Source organism: Blautia sp. MCC283, assembly GCF_018785565.1.
Classification (GTDB): Bacteria; Bacillota; Clostridia; order Lachnospirales; family Lachnospiraceae; genus Blautia_A.
In genome coordinates this window covers 17,998-35,370 of the sequence record NZ_WQQB01000008.1, presented here as the reverse complement: position 1 = coordinate 35,370, position 17,373 = coordinate 17,998, and the positions used below count along the sequence as shown (strand labels likewise).

12 protein-coding genes and 1 other annotated feature are annotated in these 17,373 nt (G+C 46.7%); of the genes, 2 read left to right on the top strand and 10 right to left on the bottom strand.

Annotation, left to right across the window (positions count from 1 at the left end; genetic code table 11):
• Positions 1 to 521 precede the first annotated feature (521 nt).
• Together GPK81_RS02295 and GPK81_RS02290 are read left to right on the top strand one after the other, a co-directional pair.
• A complete protein-coding gene (locus tag GPK81_RS02295; RefSeq protein ID WP_118071349.1) occupies positions 522 to 1,715 on the top strand; it encodes a DUF4317 domain-containing protein in 1,194 nt (397 codons plus the stop codon).
• A gap of 176 nt (positions 1,716 to 1,891) precedes the next feature.
• On the top strand, positions 1,892 to 2,689 hold the full coding sequence (locus tag GPK81_RS02290; RefSeq protein ID WP_215706466.1) for an HAD family hydrolase: 798 nt from the start codon (positions 1,892 to 1,894) through the stop codon (positions 2,687 to 2,689).
• A gap of 87 nt (positions 2,690 to 2,776) precedes the next feature.
• On the opposite strand, the gene GPK81_RS02285 is transcribed toward GPK81_RS02290, so the two are convergent.
• From GPK81_RS02285 to GPK81_RS02240, 10 genes are all read right to left on the bottom strand, one after another.
• Complete coding sequence (locus GPK81_RS02285) at positions 2,777 to 4,060, bottom strand: hypothetical protein (RefSeq protein ID WP_021977129.1); 1,284 nt, start codon at positions 4,058 to 4,060, stop codon at positions 2,777 to 2,779.
• A 213-nt stretch (positions 4,061 to 4,273) separates the two neighbouring features.
• Positions 4,274 to 7,600, bottom strand: a complete 3,327-nt coding sequence (gene mfd / locus GPK81_RS02280; RefSeq protein ID WP_215706465.1) for a transcription-repair coupling factor — start codon at positions 7,598 to 7,600, stop codon at positions 4,274 to 4,276.
• Between the two features lie 7 nt (positions 7,601 to 7,607).
• A complete protein-coding gene (gene pth / locus GPK81_RS02275) occupies positions 7,608 to 8,186 on the bottom strand; it encodes an aminoacyl-tRNA hydrolase (protein WP_021977127.1) in 579 nt (192 codons plus the stop codon).
• Between the two features lie 13 nt (positions 8,187 to 8,199).
• Positions 8,200 to 9,150 (bottom strand): TIGR03943 family putative permease subunit, encoded by a 951-nt coding sequence (locus GPK81_RS02270; protein WP_118062309.1) that lies wholly within the window; start codon positions 9,148 to 9,150, stop codon positions 8,200 to 8,202.
• A 94-nt stretch (positions 9,151 to 9,244) separates the two neighbouring features.
• Positions 9,245 to 10,465: a CobW family GTP-binding protein gene (locus tag GPK81_RS02265; protein ID WP_178004383.1), complete on the bottom strand. Its 1,221-nt coding sequence runs from the start codon at positions 10,463 to 10,465 to the stop codon at positions 9,245 to 9,247.
• Between the two features lie 211 nt (positions 10,466 to 10,676).
• Positions 10,677 to 10,910 (bottom strand): hypothetical protein, encoded by a 234-nt coding sequence (locus GPK81_RS02260; protein ID WP_015525508.1) that lies wholly within the window; start codon positions 10,908 to 10,910, stop codon positions 10,677 to 10,679.
• 137 nt (positions 10,911 to 11,047) lie between these two features.
• Positions 11,048 to 12,082 carry a DUF3878 family protein gene (locus GPK81_RS02255; protein ID WP_215706464.1) on the bottom strand — a complete coding sequence of 345 codons (1,035 nt, stop codon included), beginning with the start codon at positions 12,080 to 12,082 and terminating at the stop codon, positions 11,048 to 11,050.
• Positions 12,066 to 12,998 carry a GTP-binding protein gene (locus tag GPK81_RS02250; protein ID WP_173762727.1) on the bottom strand — a complete coding sequence of 311 codons (933 nt, stop codon included), beginning with the start codon at positions 12,996 to 12,998 and terminating at the stop codon, positions 12,066 to 12,068. Before GPK81_RS02250 ends, GPK81_RS02255 begins: the two co-directional genes overlap by 17 nt.
• A 162-nt stretch (positions 12,999 to 13,160) precedes the next feature.
• A complete protein-coding gene (locus GPK81_RS02245) occupies positions 13,161 to 16,493 on the bottom strand; it encodes a TRAP transporter large permease subunit (RefSeq protein WP_021977443.1) in 3,333 nt (1,110 codons plus the stop codon).
• The gene (locus GPK81_RS02240) at positions 16,494 to 16,997 is read right to left on the bottom strand and encodes a TRAP transporter small permease (protein ID WP_021977442.1); all 504 of its coding nucleotides are present in this window, start codon (positions 16,995 to 16,997) and stop codon (positions 16,494 to 16,496) included. It lies immediately after the preceding gene.
• 85 nt (positions 16,998 to 17,082) lie between these two features.
• Positions 17,083 to 17,329: a binding site (T-box leader), on the bottom strand.
• Positions 17,330 to 17,373 lie beyond the last annotated feature (44 nt).

Here is a 17,373-nt window from a genome sequence, read left to right as displayed (position 1 = left end):
AGACATTGAAGCCAAAAGAAACCAAATAAATGGCCAGATCTTATAAGATACATAAATCATACCACACATCCCATCACAACACCACAAAAAACCATCCCAAAAATTCGACATCCCTCCAGGCGTCCAGCAACGCGCCGACGCTCTCAACCTCCCGTCAAACCACAAACAATCTCAGCCTTTCCTCCCAGCCATCCAGCACAGTGCGAGATTTGCAGCAGAAGTCCAGGTGCTTTGGAGTGAGCCTTGGTTCATACTTAGCGTGTGAGGTGGCTCACGGAGAGGTACCCGGCAGCCACAAGCCGCAGGGTAAGGCCCATCTGTCTGAACCAGGTACGCATCAGCGTACATGGCGAGTTATGGGCCGGCCGCTCCGTGAGACACCTCAGACGCTTAGTATGACCAGGCGAAACGACGGCACCCGGACTTCTGCTGCAAATCTCACACGTCCGTCTGCGTCACCTTGCCCCCACCAAACACCTGTGCTATAATCAAACTAATCAAAAAACCGAGGTAAACCACACATGAATAAAAAAGAAATCGCAGAAATAAAAAAACAGTTCACCCCCGACCGATGTTCCATCACCCGCATCTGCGGCTGTTACGTAGACGGCGAAAAAAACAAAAAAACCGAACTCAAAGAAGCCTTTTTATCCTTATCAGAAGAAGAAACTTTCAAATACTTCGACATCTTCCGAAAAACCCTCACCGGCACCATCGGAAAAAACCTCATCAACATGGAATTTCCTCTGGACCAGGAAGCGGAAGGCGGAACCCAGAACTTCCTTATGAAGCTTCGTGAAAGCAAACTCACCGACGACACCCTCACCGAAGCCTTCTACGACAAAATCATCGAAAACTACGACTATGGTGAAAACTACTACATCATCCTCATCCACGCAGTCTACGATATTCCCGGCAAATCCTCCGACGGAGCCGAAATGTTCGACGCCTCCGATGAGATCTACGACCATATCCTCTGCAGCATCTGCCCGGTCAAGCTCTCCAAGGCAGGCCTGCACTACAACGCAGAGACCAACAATATCGAAGACCGTATCCGTGACTGGCTGGTGGAAATGCCTGACTGGGGATTCCTTTTCCCGCAGTTCAACGACCGCAGCACCGACATCCACGGGCTCCTCTACTACACCAAAAACGCCGAAAACCTCCGTTCCACCATGATGGAAGAAGTCTTCGGCTGCACCACACCACTGTCCGCAGCAACCCAGCGTGACTCCTTCAATGCTCTGGTAGAAGAAACCCTTGGCGATGACTGTGCCTACGATACAGTTCTTGAGATCCACGAAAAGCTCAACGATCTCATTGAATCCCAAAAAGACGAACCGGAACCAGTTGTTCTCACCAAGTCCGAAGTAAAGCGTCTCTTTGAAGAATGCGGTGTGGAGGACGACAAGCTTCAGAATTTTGACGAACAATACGAGCTTGCCGCCGGGGAAAAATCTTCTCTGGTAGCTTCCAACATCACCAACACCAGAAAATTCGAGATTAAAACTCCGGATGTCGTGATCCACGTAGCACCTGACCGTGCAGACCTGGTCGAGACCCGCATCATTGACGGACGGAAATGCCTGGTCATCCCAATGGAAAGTGAGGTAGAGCTCAATGGAATCCGTGTCAGCGCACTGAATCCGCCGGAAGAAATTTCTGACATCTCTCTCTCCAACGCTGAAAACGAATCAGAAGAAATACCTTTTTAACCAAATCAAGTAAGTCCCCTGCGGGGTTGCGAAAAGCAATAAGTAGTGGGTGGGGACTTGCTTGTATCAGGAGGAGTGCAAGAAGCTCCTCCTGATAAACTGCGGAGCAGTTATTTGGTGTAGAGCTACATAGCGAAGCGGATTGCGAATATCCGCTTGACCATAAGGAGGATCTTATGAACAATAAAAAAATCTTATTCTTCGACATAGATGGAACTCTGCTCACTCCACATCCTTTCACAGTTCCGGAAAGTACAAAGCTCGCTCTCAAAAAAGCACACGAAAACGGCCATCTTCTCTTCATCAACACCGGCCGCACCAAAGCCATGATGCCGGAAGAAATTTCCGAACTCCATTTTGATGGCTATGTATATGGCTGTGGAACCCACATTTACATGGATAACAAACTTCTTTTTTTCCGTACAGTCCCCAACCTTCTGTGCAAGGAGACCGTAGATCTTCTCCGAAAATGTAAGATCGAGGCAATGTTCGAATCCAACACTGCGATCCTGTATGACGGAGCCTCTCCCGCACAGTCCGAATTCGGAGCCAGAATGCGAAAAGAGATTCCAATGACTGACATCACCAAATTTAACCGTGAGGACGCCTGCACATATTCCTATGATAAATTCCTCGCACATATACTGCCGGACTCTGACGTAGAAAAATTCCGTAAATTCTGTAACGATCATTATACTGTTTTTGATCATGAAGATGGCATCTGGGAAGTAACCCAGAAAGGCACCAGCAAGGCAACCGGAATGGAATTTCTCCTGGATCGTTTTTCCATCCCGAAAGAAAACTGCTATGCATTCGGAGACAGCCCAAACGATCTCCCCATGCTGAAAGCAGCCGGTATCAGCGTCGCCATGGGAAATGCTTATGGGGGCATCGAAAAAGACTGCACCTGGCAGACAAGCGCAGTTGATAAAGATGGCATTTATCATGCATTAGAGCATCTGAATCTGATCTGATAATTACATCCCGCTCATGAACGCAAAACGGGAAGTGTACTATAAATCGTACACTTCCCGTTCTTTTATCTTGTCATATTCCGTATTTTATTTCTCTGCCTCAGGTGTAGCTGTAGTCTCCGCCTCAGTATCTGTCTCTGCAGTCTCATCCTCTGCTGCAACCGTAGTCTCACTCTCCTCAGCCGCCGGTGTCTCCGTTGCCTCTGTTTCGGCCTCAGATGCTGCCGGTGTTTCGGTTACTGCTGTGGAATCTGCTGCTGCGGAGTCCTCAGCTGCCGGTGTCTCTGTCACATTCGGATCCGGTGTAGGTGTCGGAGTCTGGATTGTAAAGCTGTGATTATCTGTGATCTTAATTTTCTTGATCAGTTTTTTCTCTTCTTTGATGTCGGCTTTTTTCTTCCATCCATCTGTAGTATCGTTATAAAAATCATCCTTCTTGGTATTTGTCAGAGACTCTTTCTTACTCTCTGTTGCTGTTTCATCATTCTTGGAATCCAGTCTTACCACATACCATACGGAATCTGTCTTGATAATCTCCTCGTTCAGTGCACCTTCATCCAGTTTTCTTAATGCGGTACGGACCTCATCCGGATAAGTAGTTCCGTTAGCCGCACTGTCATCGCCTTCCTCATAAGTCGGACAGGTACCGGTTGTTGCTGTCATATCTTTAGAAATCTCATCTCCAAGAGTATTGAAGTCTGCAGTAGGATCTTCTTTAACCTTGTCAAAGAATTTCTGGAGATTCTCTTTATTTGTCTTGATATCATCATCAGAAAGATCATCTCCGCTGACCTTCGCGCTTGCATAGCTGAAAGACATCTGCTGATATTCTTTCTCATCCAGCTTCACGTCCGCTTTGGCTTCAATGGCATCCTTCATCTTCACATCGTATGTTTCAAGCTCGAGGAAAGTCTTTACCATATCTTCATCAACCGCAAGCTCTGCAATTGTCTCATCGGAATTGGCAGCCATAAAGTTTTTGGCAGCTTCCTCAAGAGCCTTCTGCTCATCATCTGTGATTTCAACATCATACTCGGAAGCGTGTTCTTTCTCCAGACACATCTTTTCAACAGTTTCAACAGAAGTTGTTACCGCATTTTCACCGTAAGTCTCATCGGAATCATCACCCATCTTGGTACTCCAGATAGACATGTCGCTTCCGCCGCCAAGATACATCTTGTACATTGCCTCAGCCTGTGCCTGCTGCATACGTGCTGCCAGACTTACAACGCCAAACGGGATTTCCTGCTTATTGACTGTCACTGCGATCTTTGTACCATCGAGTTTTTTATTTCCGCAGCCTGCCATCATTCCTGCCGCTGTAACGCAGACAAGAGCAGTAACTGCCGCTTTCTTTACTGAATTTCTCATTTCATCCTCCATCTATCCGTCCATAAGAATCACGGTCCGGCTCTTATTCCATAATACTTGATTATAAACGTTTTCACCTTTAAGAGCAAGGAATTTCACGAACTTACACGACATTTCACAAATTATCCACAAGTCTTTCCGGGAAAATATCCGGTATCCACAGACCGGATGTTTTTTCCCGTGGATAACCCTAAGCTTAGCTGATTCTTCCCTTTACTCCAGTGGCTCTGCCAGTTTTGCCAACTCCCCCGCAAACTTCATCAACTCTTCGATCAGCCTTCCCTGTGGTGTCAGGATAAATTTCGGCTCATGATCAGCCTTAAACTGCAAACCTCTCCGGTACTGCGCCATAATAGCCGGGATACCTGCGGGATCCAGCTTAGCCTTTTCATAGAGCGTGATCCGGACATCTTTTCCAAGCTGCTTGATCTCCGTCACATATCCCTGATGAGCAAGGGCCTTCAGTCTTGCAATGGCAAGAAGATTCAGTACTGCTTTCGTCGGCTCACCAAAACGGTCGATCAGCTCTTCCAGCATATCGTCATACTCCTGCTGACTCTCAATACCGGCAATTCGCTTGTAAATATCCAGTTTCTGAAATTCGTTGCTGATGTAGGAATCCGGAATAAATGCATCGATATTAAGATCAATGGTCGTCTCAAAATCATCCATAGTCTGGATTCCCTTAGCCTCCTTGACAGCCTCACTGAGCATTTTGCAATAAAGGTCATAGCCCACCGCGTTCATATGGCCATGCTGCTGAGCTCCAAGAAGATTTCCTGCTCCACGGAGCTCCAGATCCTTCATGGCGATCTTAAAGCCGCTTCCAAGATCCGAATATTCCCGCATGGCGCTGAGTCGCTTTTCCGCTGTCTCCTGAAGCATCTTATTCTTCGTATACATCAGAAACGCATAGGCAGTACGGTTAGAACGTCCTACACGTCCGCGAAGCTGATACAGCTGAGAAAGACCATATCGGTCGGAATCATGGATGATCATGGTATTTACATTGGAGATATCCAGTCCCGTCTCAATAATGGTAGTGGAAACCAGTACATCCACATCTCCGTTGATAAAATCATACATCACCTGCTCCAGTTCCCTCTGGCTCATCTGACCATGGGCAAAATCCACCCTGGCTTCCGGCACCAGCTTCGATATGCGAAGAGCTACCTCCGCAATATCATTAACCCGATTGTATACATAATAAACCTGGCCGCCACGTCGAAGTTCCCTGCGGATAGCCTCCCGGACAGTCTCCTCATCATATTCCATAACATACGTCTGGATCGGCACACGGTCCATAGGCGGCTCTTCCAGAACACTCATGTCACGGATACCAATGAGACTCATATGAAGAGTTCGGGGAATCGGAGTTGCAGTCAGTGTCAGCACATCCACATCTTTTTTCATCTGCTTGATCTTTTCTTTATGAGTGACACCGAAACGCTGTTCCTCATCAATGATCAGAAGGCCCAGATTCTTAAATTCCACATCTTTGGAAAGAACCCTGTGGGTACCGATCACAATATCCACCTGACCTTTTTTAATCCCCTCGATGGTCTTTTTCTGCTGGGCAGAAGTACGGAACCGGCAGAGAAGATCCACTTTCACCGGAAACTCCTTCATACGCTGCACAAAGGTGTTGTAATGCTGCTGGGCAAGAATGGTAGTCGGCACCAGATAAACTACCTGGCGGCTTTCCTGAACTGCCTTAAACGCAGCTCTCAAAGCAACTTCTGTCTTCCCGTAACCAACGTCACCACACACAAGTCGATCCATGATCTTGGTACTTTCCATATCCTTCTTGGTATCCTCAATGGCTGCCAGCTGATCCTCTGTCTCCTCATAAGGAAACATTTCTTCAAATTCCTTCTGCCAGACCGTATCCGGGCCACAGACATAGCCCTCTTTTTCCTGGCGCACTGCATAAAGCTCCACCAGCTCTTTTGCGATATTTTTTACCGCACCTTTAACACGGCTCTTTGTCTTGTTCCACTCCTGTCCGCCAAGTTTGTTCAGCTTGGGCGTTTTTGCATTTTCGGAAGATCCGGAATATTTCTGCAGAGCATCCAGCTGGGTCGCCAGAATGTAGAGATTGCTGCCACCACGGTATTCGATCTTGATGTAATCTTTTACAACTCGGTCCACTTCCACTTTTTCAATTCCACGATAAATTCCAAGTCCGTGTTTTTCGTGGACAACCAGATCCCCAATGGAAAGCTCCGCAAAATCCTGGATACGGTTTCCGCTGTACTTTTTCTTTTTTTTGCGCTTCTTCTGCTCTTTGCCGAAAATATCCGTTTCTGTCATCACCGCAAATTTGATCAGCGGATACTGAAAACCACGGCGCGCATGACCATAAACAACCATGATCTCCCCGTGGCTTATGATACGGTCTGTATCCTGGCTGTAAAAAGCATTCAGGCCTTCCTCTGAGAGATCTTTTGCCAGGCGCTCTGCCCTTGTCCTGGAACCGGAAAGCAAGGCGATCCGATAACCCTGACTTTTATACTGGAGAAGATCTTTTACCAGAAGTTCAAAACTGCTGTTGTAAGAATCCACAGATTTCACTGTGAGATCAAATTCCTCATTGATCTTCCAGCCAGAACGTCTCGGAGAAAGTGCGGACACAGCCACACAGTTCCGTCTGTTCAGTTTCTTCTGCACTTCCTGAAAACCACAGAGCCACTGTTCCGGAAGATTTGCCTCGCCTTTTTCCTCCCTGTGCATGCGGCTCTGACGGTACTCTTCCTCCACACCTTCGCCGTTTTCTGCCAGATGGTTCAGCTCATCCAGAAACAGCAGTGTTTTTTCTTCCGGAAAATAATCCAGGAAAGATACCATATCCTCGCAGTCCATCTTTTCTGTAGCCGGATAAATGGTGATCTCATCTATATTTTCCAGAGATCTCTGGCTTTCTGCATCAAAACTCCGGATGGAATCGATCTCATCATCCCAGAGTTCAATACGCCATGGATTCTCCTCCGTCAGCGGATAGATATCAATGATCCCTCCCCGCACGGAAAACTGTCCCGGAAGCTCCACCTGGCCAACCCGCTCATATCCCAGATCCACCAGATCTGCTTTCAGCTGATCCAGATCGATCACACTGTCACTTTTAAAATGAAGAAGGCTGCTTTTGATCTTTTCCAGAGGCATCAAAAAATCCATGCATCCGTCTATGCTGGTAACCACCGTCACTTCTTCCTGCTCCAGAAGTGCCCGGATCACACGCATCCGCTGCCGGATCAGAAGATTTCCATGAATGTCTGCCTGAAAAAACAGAAGATCTTTTGCCGGATAAAAATATACATTTTTGTCATAGAAGCGGTAATCCTCATAAATTTCCTTTGCGTTACGTTCATCATCCGCAAGGATCAGATGACATGGAAAAAGCCCGGAAAGTCCATACATCAGATGGACTTTCTGGGACTCCATACATCCGGAAACATTAAGAATTCCGCGGTTTGCGCCACAGCGCTTTTTTATTTCTTCAAACTCTGCAAGGCCCTGCAGAGGCTGCAAAAATGCTTCCATACAAACCTCAATTCTTAGGCTTTTTCCTGTTATACTTATTCATCGCCGCATCCACGCCCTCGGACAGGATCATTTCCACGGCTTCCGCCGCATCGTTGATTCCCTCGTCCACAAGCTTGCGGTCGCTGTCCGAAAAATGACCCAGCACAAAATCTGCCAGATCCCAGTCTTTCGGTTTCGCACCAACACCAACACGGATACGGATAAACTTCTCAGTTCCAAGACGACGGATAATATCCTTGATCCCGTTATGTCCGCCTGCACTGCCTTTTTTGCGGATACGAAGCTGTCCCGGTTCCAGATCGATATCATCGTAGATCACGATCAGCTCTGTCTCCGGATCGATCTTGAAATAGCTGGACATCTCCTGAATCGGACCGCCGCTTAAATTCATATAGGAAAGCGGTTTCATCAGAATGGCTTTTTCACCGCCGATGATGCTTTTTCCATACATGGCATTAAATTTTACGCCGCCCTGTGGGATATTATGCTTCTCCACAAGGCAGTCGATGGTGTCAAATCCCATGTTATGGCGGGTAGCCTCATACTGCTTTCCCGGATTTCCCAAACCTGCAATTAAATACATAAAAACTCCTCAGTTAGTTGAAATATACCATCTCATCAGCAAGAGGCTCGCACACTTCCACATGCTCTGCATAAAGTACAATACCCTCTCCCTGATATTCCATTCTCTTCTCAAAAGCAACCTTCGCGGTAACTTCCACCCACTGTCCTTCTGCAATCTTCGGGGCAAAAGCGCTTTTGCAGATATATCCCAGGAATGTGGTATCATCTGCACAACATGTCATGGCTGTTCTTCCTGGAACAAAGAATTTGCTTCCCATTCCACGCGGTTTCAGGGCACGTGCCTTGAAATGGACGGTTTTTCCCACATAACGGTCTGGGTGATCCATGGAATCCACAAACCAGATACCATAATCTTCCGGAAGGATATCGATCACCGGCGCATCAATGTCAAATGGCATCTCATCCTCAAAAAGATCGCCAAGCTCGCCTTCCTCATCCTCAAAGATGATCTCCGCACGCTGGTTAACTACCTTGATGCTTCTTCTGTAGGAAGGAAGCGGATCGTCCTCCTGGCAGCGGTTAAAGATAACCATATCTGCATTGCGGACCATGTCCATAAAAAGGGACTTCATGTTTGCCATATAAACCTGGAATGTGCTGGCATCCACACAGGTAATGTGCTGTTCCACTCCCCAGCCTGCCGGTTTTTCCATCTCTTCAAACTTGCTTACCAGCCACATGCCATTGTACTCAATAATCACACGTTCCGGCTGATGCAGGATATCCATTGCCGCAAGTCTCTCCGGTGTCAGTTCTTCCTCGCTGTCGATAACCTCCACAACGGTGTTGCTCTTTTTCAGGGCTTCCTCATCATACTCCTCTTCTCCTTCTTCGCAGAGGATAAGAAGTGTTTTTCCCTCAACCTGAAAATAATCCTGCTGCAGGGTAAAGCTCAGGAAAGAGGTCTTGCCACTTTCCAGAAAACCTGTGATCAGATAAATGGGAACTTTGATCTCTTCCATAAATTTATCCTGTAAGATACTATCCGTTAATCCGGACAGTATCCATTTCCTTTCTGTAATATAAAATCTGAAAAATTTCTCTTATGTTCTGTTTTTATGCGATTCCAAAAAGCTCTTCCAGAGCATGCTCGTCAAGTTTGGAACCGATCACGCACAGACGGCCTGTATATTCCGGTGCGCCCTCACGGATCTCGGTTTCTTCCGGAACCATATCAAAATAGATCCATGTTCCGTCCTCTGCCGGAAGCATTCCTTTTGCACGGAGGATGATACCATATTTGTCAGACTCGGAAAGTGCCTCAAGGATCTTCTCAAGTCCCTCACGTGTGAATTTTTTAATTGTCTCACGGCCCCAGCTTGTGAAGACCTCATCTGCATGATGGTGATGATGGTCATGTCCACAGCCGCACTCACCGTCGTGGTGATGATGGTGCTCATGGTCATGATCATGGCCGCAGCCACACGCGCCGTCATGGTCGTGATGATGATGCTCGTGCTCCTCGTGATCATGATCGTGTCCACAGCCGCACTCCTCGTCATGGTCGTGATGATGATGCTCCTCGTGATCGTGATCATGGCCGCAGCCGCACTCCTCATCATGATCATGGTGATGATGCTCATGCTCTTCATGATCGTGATCATGTCCACAGCCACACTCGTCGTCATGATGATGGTGATGATGCTCATGCTCTTCCTCAAGCATCTCCTGCTCCAGAGATACCGGATGCTCCATAACCTCTACCAGTTTCTTTCCGTCAAGATTCTCAATCGGAGTTGTGATGATGGCTGCATCTTTATTCAGGCTGCGAAGAAGCTCCAGGGACTCCTGAACTTTCTTCTCAGTTGCGATATCTGTACGGCTCATGATGATGGCGCCTGCATACTGGATCTGATTGTCAAAGAACTCACCGAAGTTCTTCATGTACATCTTGCATTTCTTGGCATCAACAACAGTTGTATAGCTGTTCAGTTTGATGTCAACCTCATCCTGAACACCCTGTACAGCTTTGATAACGTCAGAAAGTTTACCAACTCCGGATGGCTCGATGAGGATTCTGTCCGGGTTGTATTTGGTAACAACTTCTTTCAGGGAAGTACCGAAATCTCCAACCAGTGAGCAGCAGATACATCCGGAATTCATCTCACGGATCTGGATTCCGGCCTCTTTCAGGAAACCACCGTCAATACCGATCTCACCAAACTCGTTCTCGATCAGTACGACCTGCTCACCCTGAAATCCGTCTTTCAGAAGTTTTTTGATCAGAGTTGTTTTTCCGGCACCAAGGAAACCGGAGATAATATCAATTTTTACCATTTTGTATACACTCCTTTTAACGTAGTTTGACCAGGAAGTGTTTATACCCCCTGGTTGTATCCTGTTATGATCATGATGGAAGAGAAAAATTCTTGTTTCTCTCTCTGTTATCATTATATCCATTTTGTAAAACAGACATTCGTGTTCTGTTTTGCATCCAGATTAAGACAGGGATGTGAAAAGCTCACATCCCTGAAAATCGTTCCTCTTATCAGCCGTTGATCATAAAGTTCATAAGCTTGTCGATATCCTCTTTCTCTGCTGCAACGATCTCAAGCTCCGGGATCTCACCAGCGGAAAAGATGTTTGCAAGAGATACATACTGGGAAAGCTTGGATTTCAGGTTCAGTCTGTCTCCCTCTCCTGTTACAAGCTCTACTCTACCCTTGCAGCTGTCAATTACCTCAAAAAATTTATCGATATCTGTAATATGTGTTACTTTCATTTTAAAAATCTCCTTTCTTAATTAAAGGGCTGTTCTTAACTCTTTCCGTTAGATTATACCCCAGTGTTTTTAAAAAAGCAATCCCCGCCGGGCAAAAACACTTCACAGATATTTCCTGTAAATAACAAATTCCTTTGTCACATTTCTTCAATCTCAACGGTACAGTCTTTTCTTCCTTTGTTCCATTTCATAAGATAAACTTTAAATCCAAGAGAATCTCTGGCAATGGTAAAAGGTTCCTCCCTGAGCACTTCCGACTCTGTTCCCTGTTTTTTCAGTTCTGCCTGTTTTCCCCGGGCTTTTTCCACCAGAACTTTCAACTGTTCATCCGCTTCTTTTCCAAAAGAACGATCTCCGTATCCGGCAGAAGCTTCCTGCAGTTTCCCGGAAAGGCACATTGTCACCTGGATGTGTTTCGTGCGGTGAAGCATTCCTGCCAGCTTCCGTGCTATCCATTTAAACGGAAATCTCCGATAGATCCCCAGCCATCTGACAAAAGTGCGGTCTCCCGCCTCACGTGCAATCTCTTTCATTACCGAAACAGCTCTTTCTGAAGGGATCCACGGCTCTTCCCTGGGCACAATATATTTCTCCGGAACAGCCGGATAACAGCAGTAGTTCAGAGGTGGGAACTCCACCAGTGCGGAAAGCTTCTCCTCCAGAGCATTGCAGCTGTCCCCGCCAATATAATCATATTTGTCACGCAGGATCGCCAGACGGTACTCCAGCTGCCGCAGATATTCATATCCTTCCACCCAGAAATGTCCGATCTGACTGTAATCGTAGAGATGTTTTTCCAGAGTCAGGGTTTCAAAAAACAGCGTCACTACCGAATCGTCCTGATGCACAACCAGAATGTATTCCCTTCCCTGACGGCTTAGATCTGCCAGGATCTCCCCCTCATAGTCCGACTTGTATACACCAGTCATACGGGCATTTCCGAAGACGAGAAAACTTTCTACAGCGTCATTCATAAGATACACAAGACGTATCTCTCCGTTCCGTACATAAATATCCTGAGAATCTTTTTCATTTACTGCAACCAGCTCAAACTGATCTTCACCAAGCAGCTCTGCAAGCTTCTGAAAAGCATCTGGCAACTCTTCAAAAGCCTTCTCGGAAACGTATCTCTCCGGCGCTGTTTTTCCCGCAGTATTATTTCCAGTATTCATCAATTACCTCTTTGTTCAGTTTTTCTCCGATGACGATCATGATCTCCTGGCCAAGTTTCGTTGGCTGGATACAGATCTCATGGCGGGTGGCATTCAGCTCCAGCCACTGTCCGTCTTCTTTCTTAAGAAAACCTTTTACGCGGAAAACATCTCCGCAGGACGGGTCGTTCAAGATCTTTTCTGCTGTTTCCCGAAGTTCCTCTTCGCTCTTATGAACATTCATAAAAAACAGGGAATCAAATCCACCGCCTTCTGCATAGGATTCTTTCACATAATCTTCTGCCACATACCTGCAGTTCAAGATCTTTTCCAAATCTTCGTCTGTAAAATCATCCCAGTTTTTATCCATGATTTCGCTGTCCAGACGGCGCTTACACTGGATCTGACCAAGTGCACGGTTGAGATGTTCCTTTGTGCTGTGGATCTCTTCCTCTGTAGCTTCCTGACTCCTGCTCAGAAGTACGCAACCTGCATCTGCCACCTCGGAAGCCAGCAGATAATCCGCTTCCGCAGAAAAATCCTCCGCAAGCTTGGCATCCACAATAGCGATCACATTTCCGATCTCATACCACTTATCCAGTGGTTCCTCATGGAGGGCGTCAAAAAACTCATCCACATCAAAGATTCCGGATGGTTCCACGATCACACGGTCATAACCGCACATTCCCATGGCGATCAGTTTTGTCTTAAATCGACGTCTGTGACAGTCCGCGTCACATCCACCAGAAACCATCTCCAGCTCACAGTTGTCTCCCATCAGATCCTGAAGCAGCATCATATCCACATTTACTGCCCCGAAATCATTTTCCAGGATACCGATGTTCATGCCTTTTTTCAGAAGATAGGAGGCATATTTTTTTATAAATGTTGTCTTCCCGGATCCGAGAAATCCGGTTATCAGATCAATTTTTATCATATTTCTTCCTTTACTTTATCTCAATAATACTCCTGTCCGGCAGACACCGGACTGTTACCAGTATATAATCTTTTGCCCACAAAGAAAAGAGGCGGCCCTGAAAAATCTTCTCAGAACTGCCTCTTTCCGGCTATTTTACCCTTTTATGATTATGTATGAAGATTACTTTGTAAACAGATCTACCAGATCCTGGCCATCGTCATAGCCCTGATCTTTCAGCTCCTGAACAAACCACTCATCTACGCCGTCTACCGCTTCTTTGAAGGAATCGATATCCATGTCAGCTTTCTCTGTGAAAGTCACACCGTTTTTGTCTGCCCAGCGTGCTTTGATCTCATCATCGCTGGAACGGTTGATATAACGCTCATACTCTACGGCTTTCTGGCCGCACTCATCAACAACAGCCTGCTGCTCCGGTGTCAGTGCATCGTAAACATCCTGGTTGATACAGAAGAACAGACAGTCATAGATGGCATCCCACATGGAGCAGTATGGCTGTACCTCCTGTACACTGGCTGCATCGATGGCAGGCAACGGATTCTCCTCGCCCTCTACCGTATTCTGCTGAAGTGCTGTGTAAGTCTCGGACCAGTTCATATTTGTGGCATCTGCGCCCCATCTCTTATAGCACTCCATAAGAAGATTAGAGCCGGCTACACGAACCTTCAGATTCTTCATATCATCTACAGATTTTACCTCATGCTTGCTGTTTGTCAGCTCACGGAAACCGTTCTCTGCAATACCCATGCAGTGGAGTCCGTAGCCGTTAAGGATCTCCTTCAGCTTATCTCCGGCCTCGCCGTCAAACTTCGCATCTGCATCATCATAGGAATCATAAATGAACGGCAGGGATACCACATTAAATCTCGGGTCAAATGCAGAGTAGATCAGATTGGAATGCATGGAGATCTGTACCGGATCTCCGTTCATCAGTGCCTGGATTCCCTCGGACTGGTTTCCGTTTGTCAGCTGATCCGCTGCGTAAATGTTAACCTTGACCTTTCCTCCTGTAGCTTTTTCCATGAGCTCACCGAACTTACGTCCTCCGTCAGCCCAGGTGCTTGTCTCTGTTGTGGAGCATGCAAAGTTCCAGGTTGTCTCAGGCCAGTTCAGATCACTGTAATCCTCCACGGTATCTACAGAATCCTCTGTAAAAAGATCTACCAGATCCTGTGCATCGTCATAGCCTGCACTCTTAAGCTCGTTTACAAACCAGTCGTCGATTCCGTCTACTGCTTTCTTGAAGGAATCGATATCCATATCCTCTTTCTTTGTAAAGGTCACACCGTTGCTCTTCTCCCAGCGGCTCATGATCTCTTCGTCGCCGGAACGGTTGATATAACGCTCATACTCAACAGCCTTCTGGCCTGCCTCATCAACAACCTGCTGCTGTTCCGGTGTCAGGCTTTCATAAATATCCTGGTTGATGCAGAAGAACAGACAGTCATAGATTGCATCCCACATGGAGCAGTACGGCTGTACCTCCTGTACGCTGGCTGCGTCGATAGCCGGCAACGGGTTCTCCTCGCCCTCTACCGTATTCTGCTGAAGTGCTGTGTAGGTCTCGGACCAGTTCATATTTGTAGCATCTGCGCCCCATCTCTTATAGCATTCCATGAGAAGATTGGAACCGGCCACACGAACCTTCAGGTTCTTCATGTCGTCTACTGTTTTTACTTCATGCTTGCTGTTTGTCAGCTCACGGAAACCGTTCTCTGCGATTCCCATACAGTGAAGTCCGTACTCACCAAGGATTTCTTTCAGCTTTTCTCCGGCCTCACCATCAAATTTTGCATCTGCGTCATCGTAAGAATCATAGATAAACGGCAGGGATACTACATTGAATCTCGGGTCAAATGCAGAGTAGATCAGATTGGAATGCATGGAGATCTGTACCGGGTCTCCGTTCATCAGTGCCTGGATTCCCTCGGACTGATTTCCGTTTGTCAGCTGGTCTGCTGCATAAATATTAACCTTGACTTTTCCGCCGGTTGCTTTTTCCATAAGCTCACCGAATTTACGTCCGCCGTCAGCCCAGGTACTTGTCTCCGTTGTAGAGCATGCGAAGTTCCATGTCATCTCCGGCCAGTCAAGATCACTGTAATCTGCGATGGTATTAAAGGAATCACTTCCGTCTCCGGCATCCTTGGAGCTCTGGCTTCCTGTGTCAGAAGACTGGTCTCCTGTATAGGAGCCCTCTTTTGCAAGAGCCTTCGGAAGAGCTGTGGAAACAGCCGGAATATAAGTGATGATCAGAAGAACTGCAACGGATGCAGCGATCATCGGCATAACTGCTCTGGAGATCTGCTGAAGAGTAACCTCCAGACCTTTTTTGATCTTGATACTGATGGCAACGAAAAGGTTTACACCTACAGGAGGTGTTACCTGTCCGATCGCAAGGTTAACTGTTGCCATAACACCGAATGCTACCACATCATAGCCCAGAGCCTTACATACCGGAAGCATGATCGGTACAAAAATATACATTGCAGAGTTTGCATCAATGAAGCATCCTGCGATCAGGAAAATGATGTTTACGATCAGAAGGAAGGTAAACTGATTATGTGCAATGCTGGCAAGAAGCTCCGATGCCGCATTTGCAATACCAAACTTGGTACATACAAAAGAGAACAGGGAAGCACTCGCTACGATCAGCATGATTCCGCCTGTTGTCTTTGCAGAATCCACAAGAATGTCAAACAGATCTTTGAGCTTAACCTCACGGTAGATCACCATACCAACAAACAGACCGTAAACAACAGATACGGCTGCAGCCTCAGTTGGTGTAAAGATACCGCCGTAAATTCCTCCGAGGATGATAACCGGCATCAGGAATCCCCAGAATGCATCTTTAAATGTATCCCAGCGCTCTTTTGCGGAAGCTTTTTCACGGGATGGCTGAATGTTATGTTTCTTTGCCTCGATCATAACGATGATCACAAGAGCAACACCCATCAGAAGTCCCGGAACGATACCAGCCATAAACATATCTGCAATAGATACACCTGTGATGGAGGCGTATACAACGAATGCGATACTCGGCGGTATGACAATAGCGATGGAACTGGAGGTTGCCATCAATGCCGTGGAAAACGGTGCGGAGAAACCGCCCTGCTCAACCATAGCCGGGATCAGAACTGCTCCAAGTGCCGCAACCGTTGCAGGACCGGAACCGGAGATTGCTCCGAAGAAGCAGGCTACGATAACACATACAATGGCGATACCGCCCTTTTTATGTCCTACGCAGGTATCTACGAAGTTGATCAGTCGTTTGGAAATACCGGCTTTTGCCATAATGTTTCCGGACAGAACGAAGAACGGGATGGCAAGAAGCAGGAATTTACTGATTCCTGAGTACATGTTTGTAGCTACGATGGTCAGTGATGTGCCGGAATAAAGGATGGCACATACAGATGACAGACCCAGGCAGATCGCAATGGGAAGTCCCAGGATCAGGAAAATAAAGAAGGAGATAAATAAGATTGCACTGATCATTTATTTGTCCTCCTTTTCATCATCTTTTTTCAGGCAGAAGTCCAGGCAGTACTCAATAAAATGAAGGATCATACAGCCTGCTCCGATCGGCACGAAGGACCAGAAGATCCACTCCGGCCAGTTCAATACGAAAGTTCTCTTGCCGTTTGCCAGCTGTGTAAGAACTTTGTCCATTCCGTATTTAAACAGGATCGCGGAAAAAACAATGCTGAGAACCGTGATCAGGATCACAGATGGTTTTTCCAGTTTTTTCGGAAGACGGTCTGTAAACAATGTCAGACTTACCAGTCCTCCTTTTTCGCGGCAGGCAAGTGCTGCTGCCAGAAGTGTGATGAGAACGAACACCGCTACAACAAGTTCTTCTGTAAAAGACCATGAGCGGTGGATGACTTTACGGGAAAAAACATTTCCCACAGTCAGCACAAGGATCAGCAGTGTGGAAATGACCAGTACGATTTTTTCTACTGCTGCAAGTGCATTCATGAGTTTTTTGTACACTTTCATACTCTTTCCCCTTTTGTATATTTTTCCGGTTTCAGATCCTTACCGCGTGGTTTAAAATGTTTTGGATAAAAAAAATCCGTCCCCTTTCAGGGACGGATATAAAATTCCGCAACCACCCTGTTTCTCCATTGAAACAAGCACGATTCTGCAACGTACCGGCATACGCGACTTCTGTAACGGGAAGCACCCGTGAAAACCTACTTACTTATCTGAAACTTTCGGCTTTCCTTCTCAGGGATGATATTCAAGGCAGTTCCGACGCTGCATCACACCAGTCACAGCTCTCTGAAGACGGTTCCTCTGTCTTTACTGATTCCCTTCATGGAATTTACTTCTGTTATGTGTTAACTCTTTAATGAGTTAAACCAATTCTAAC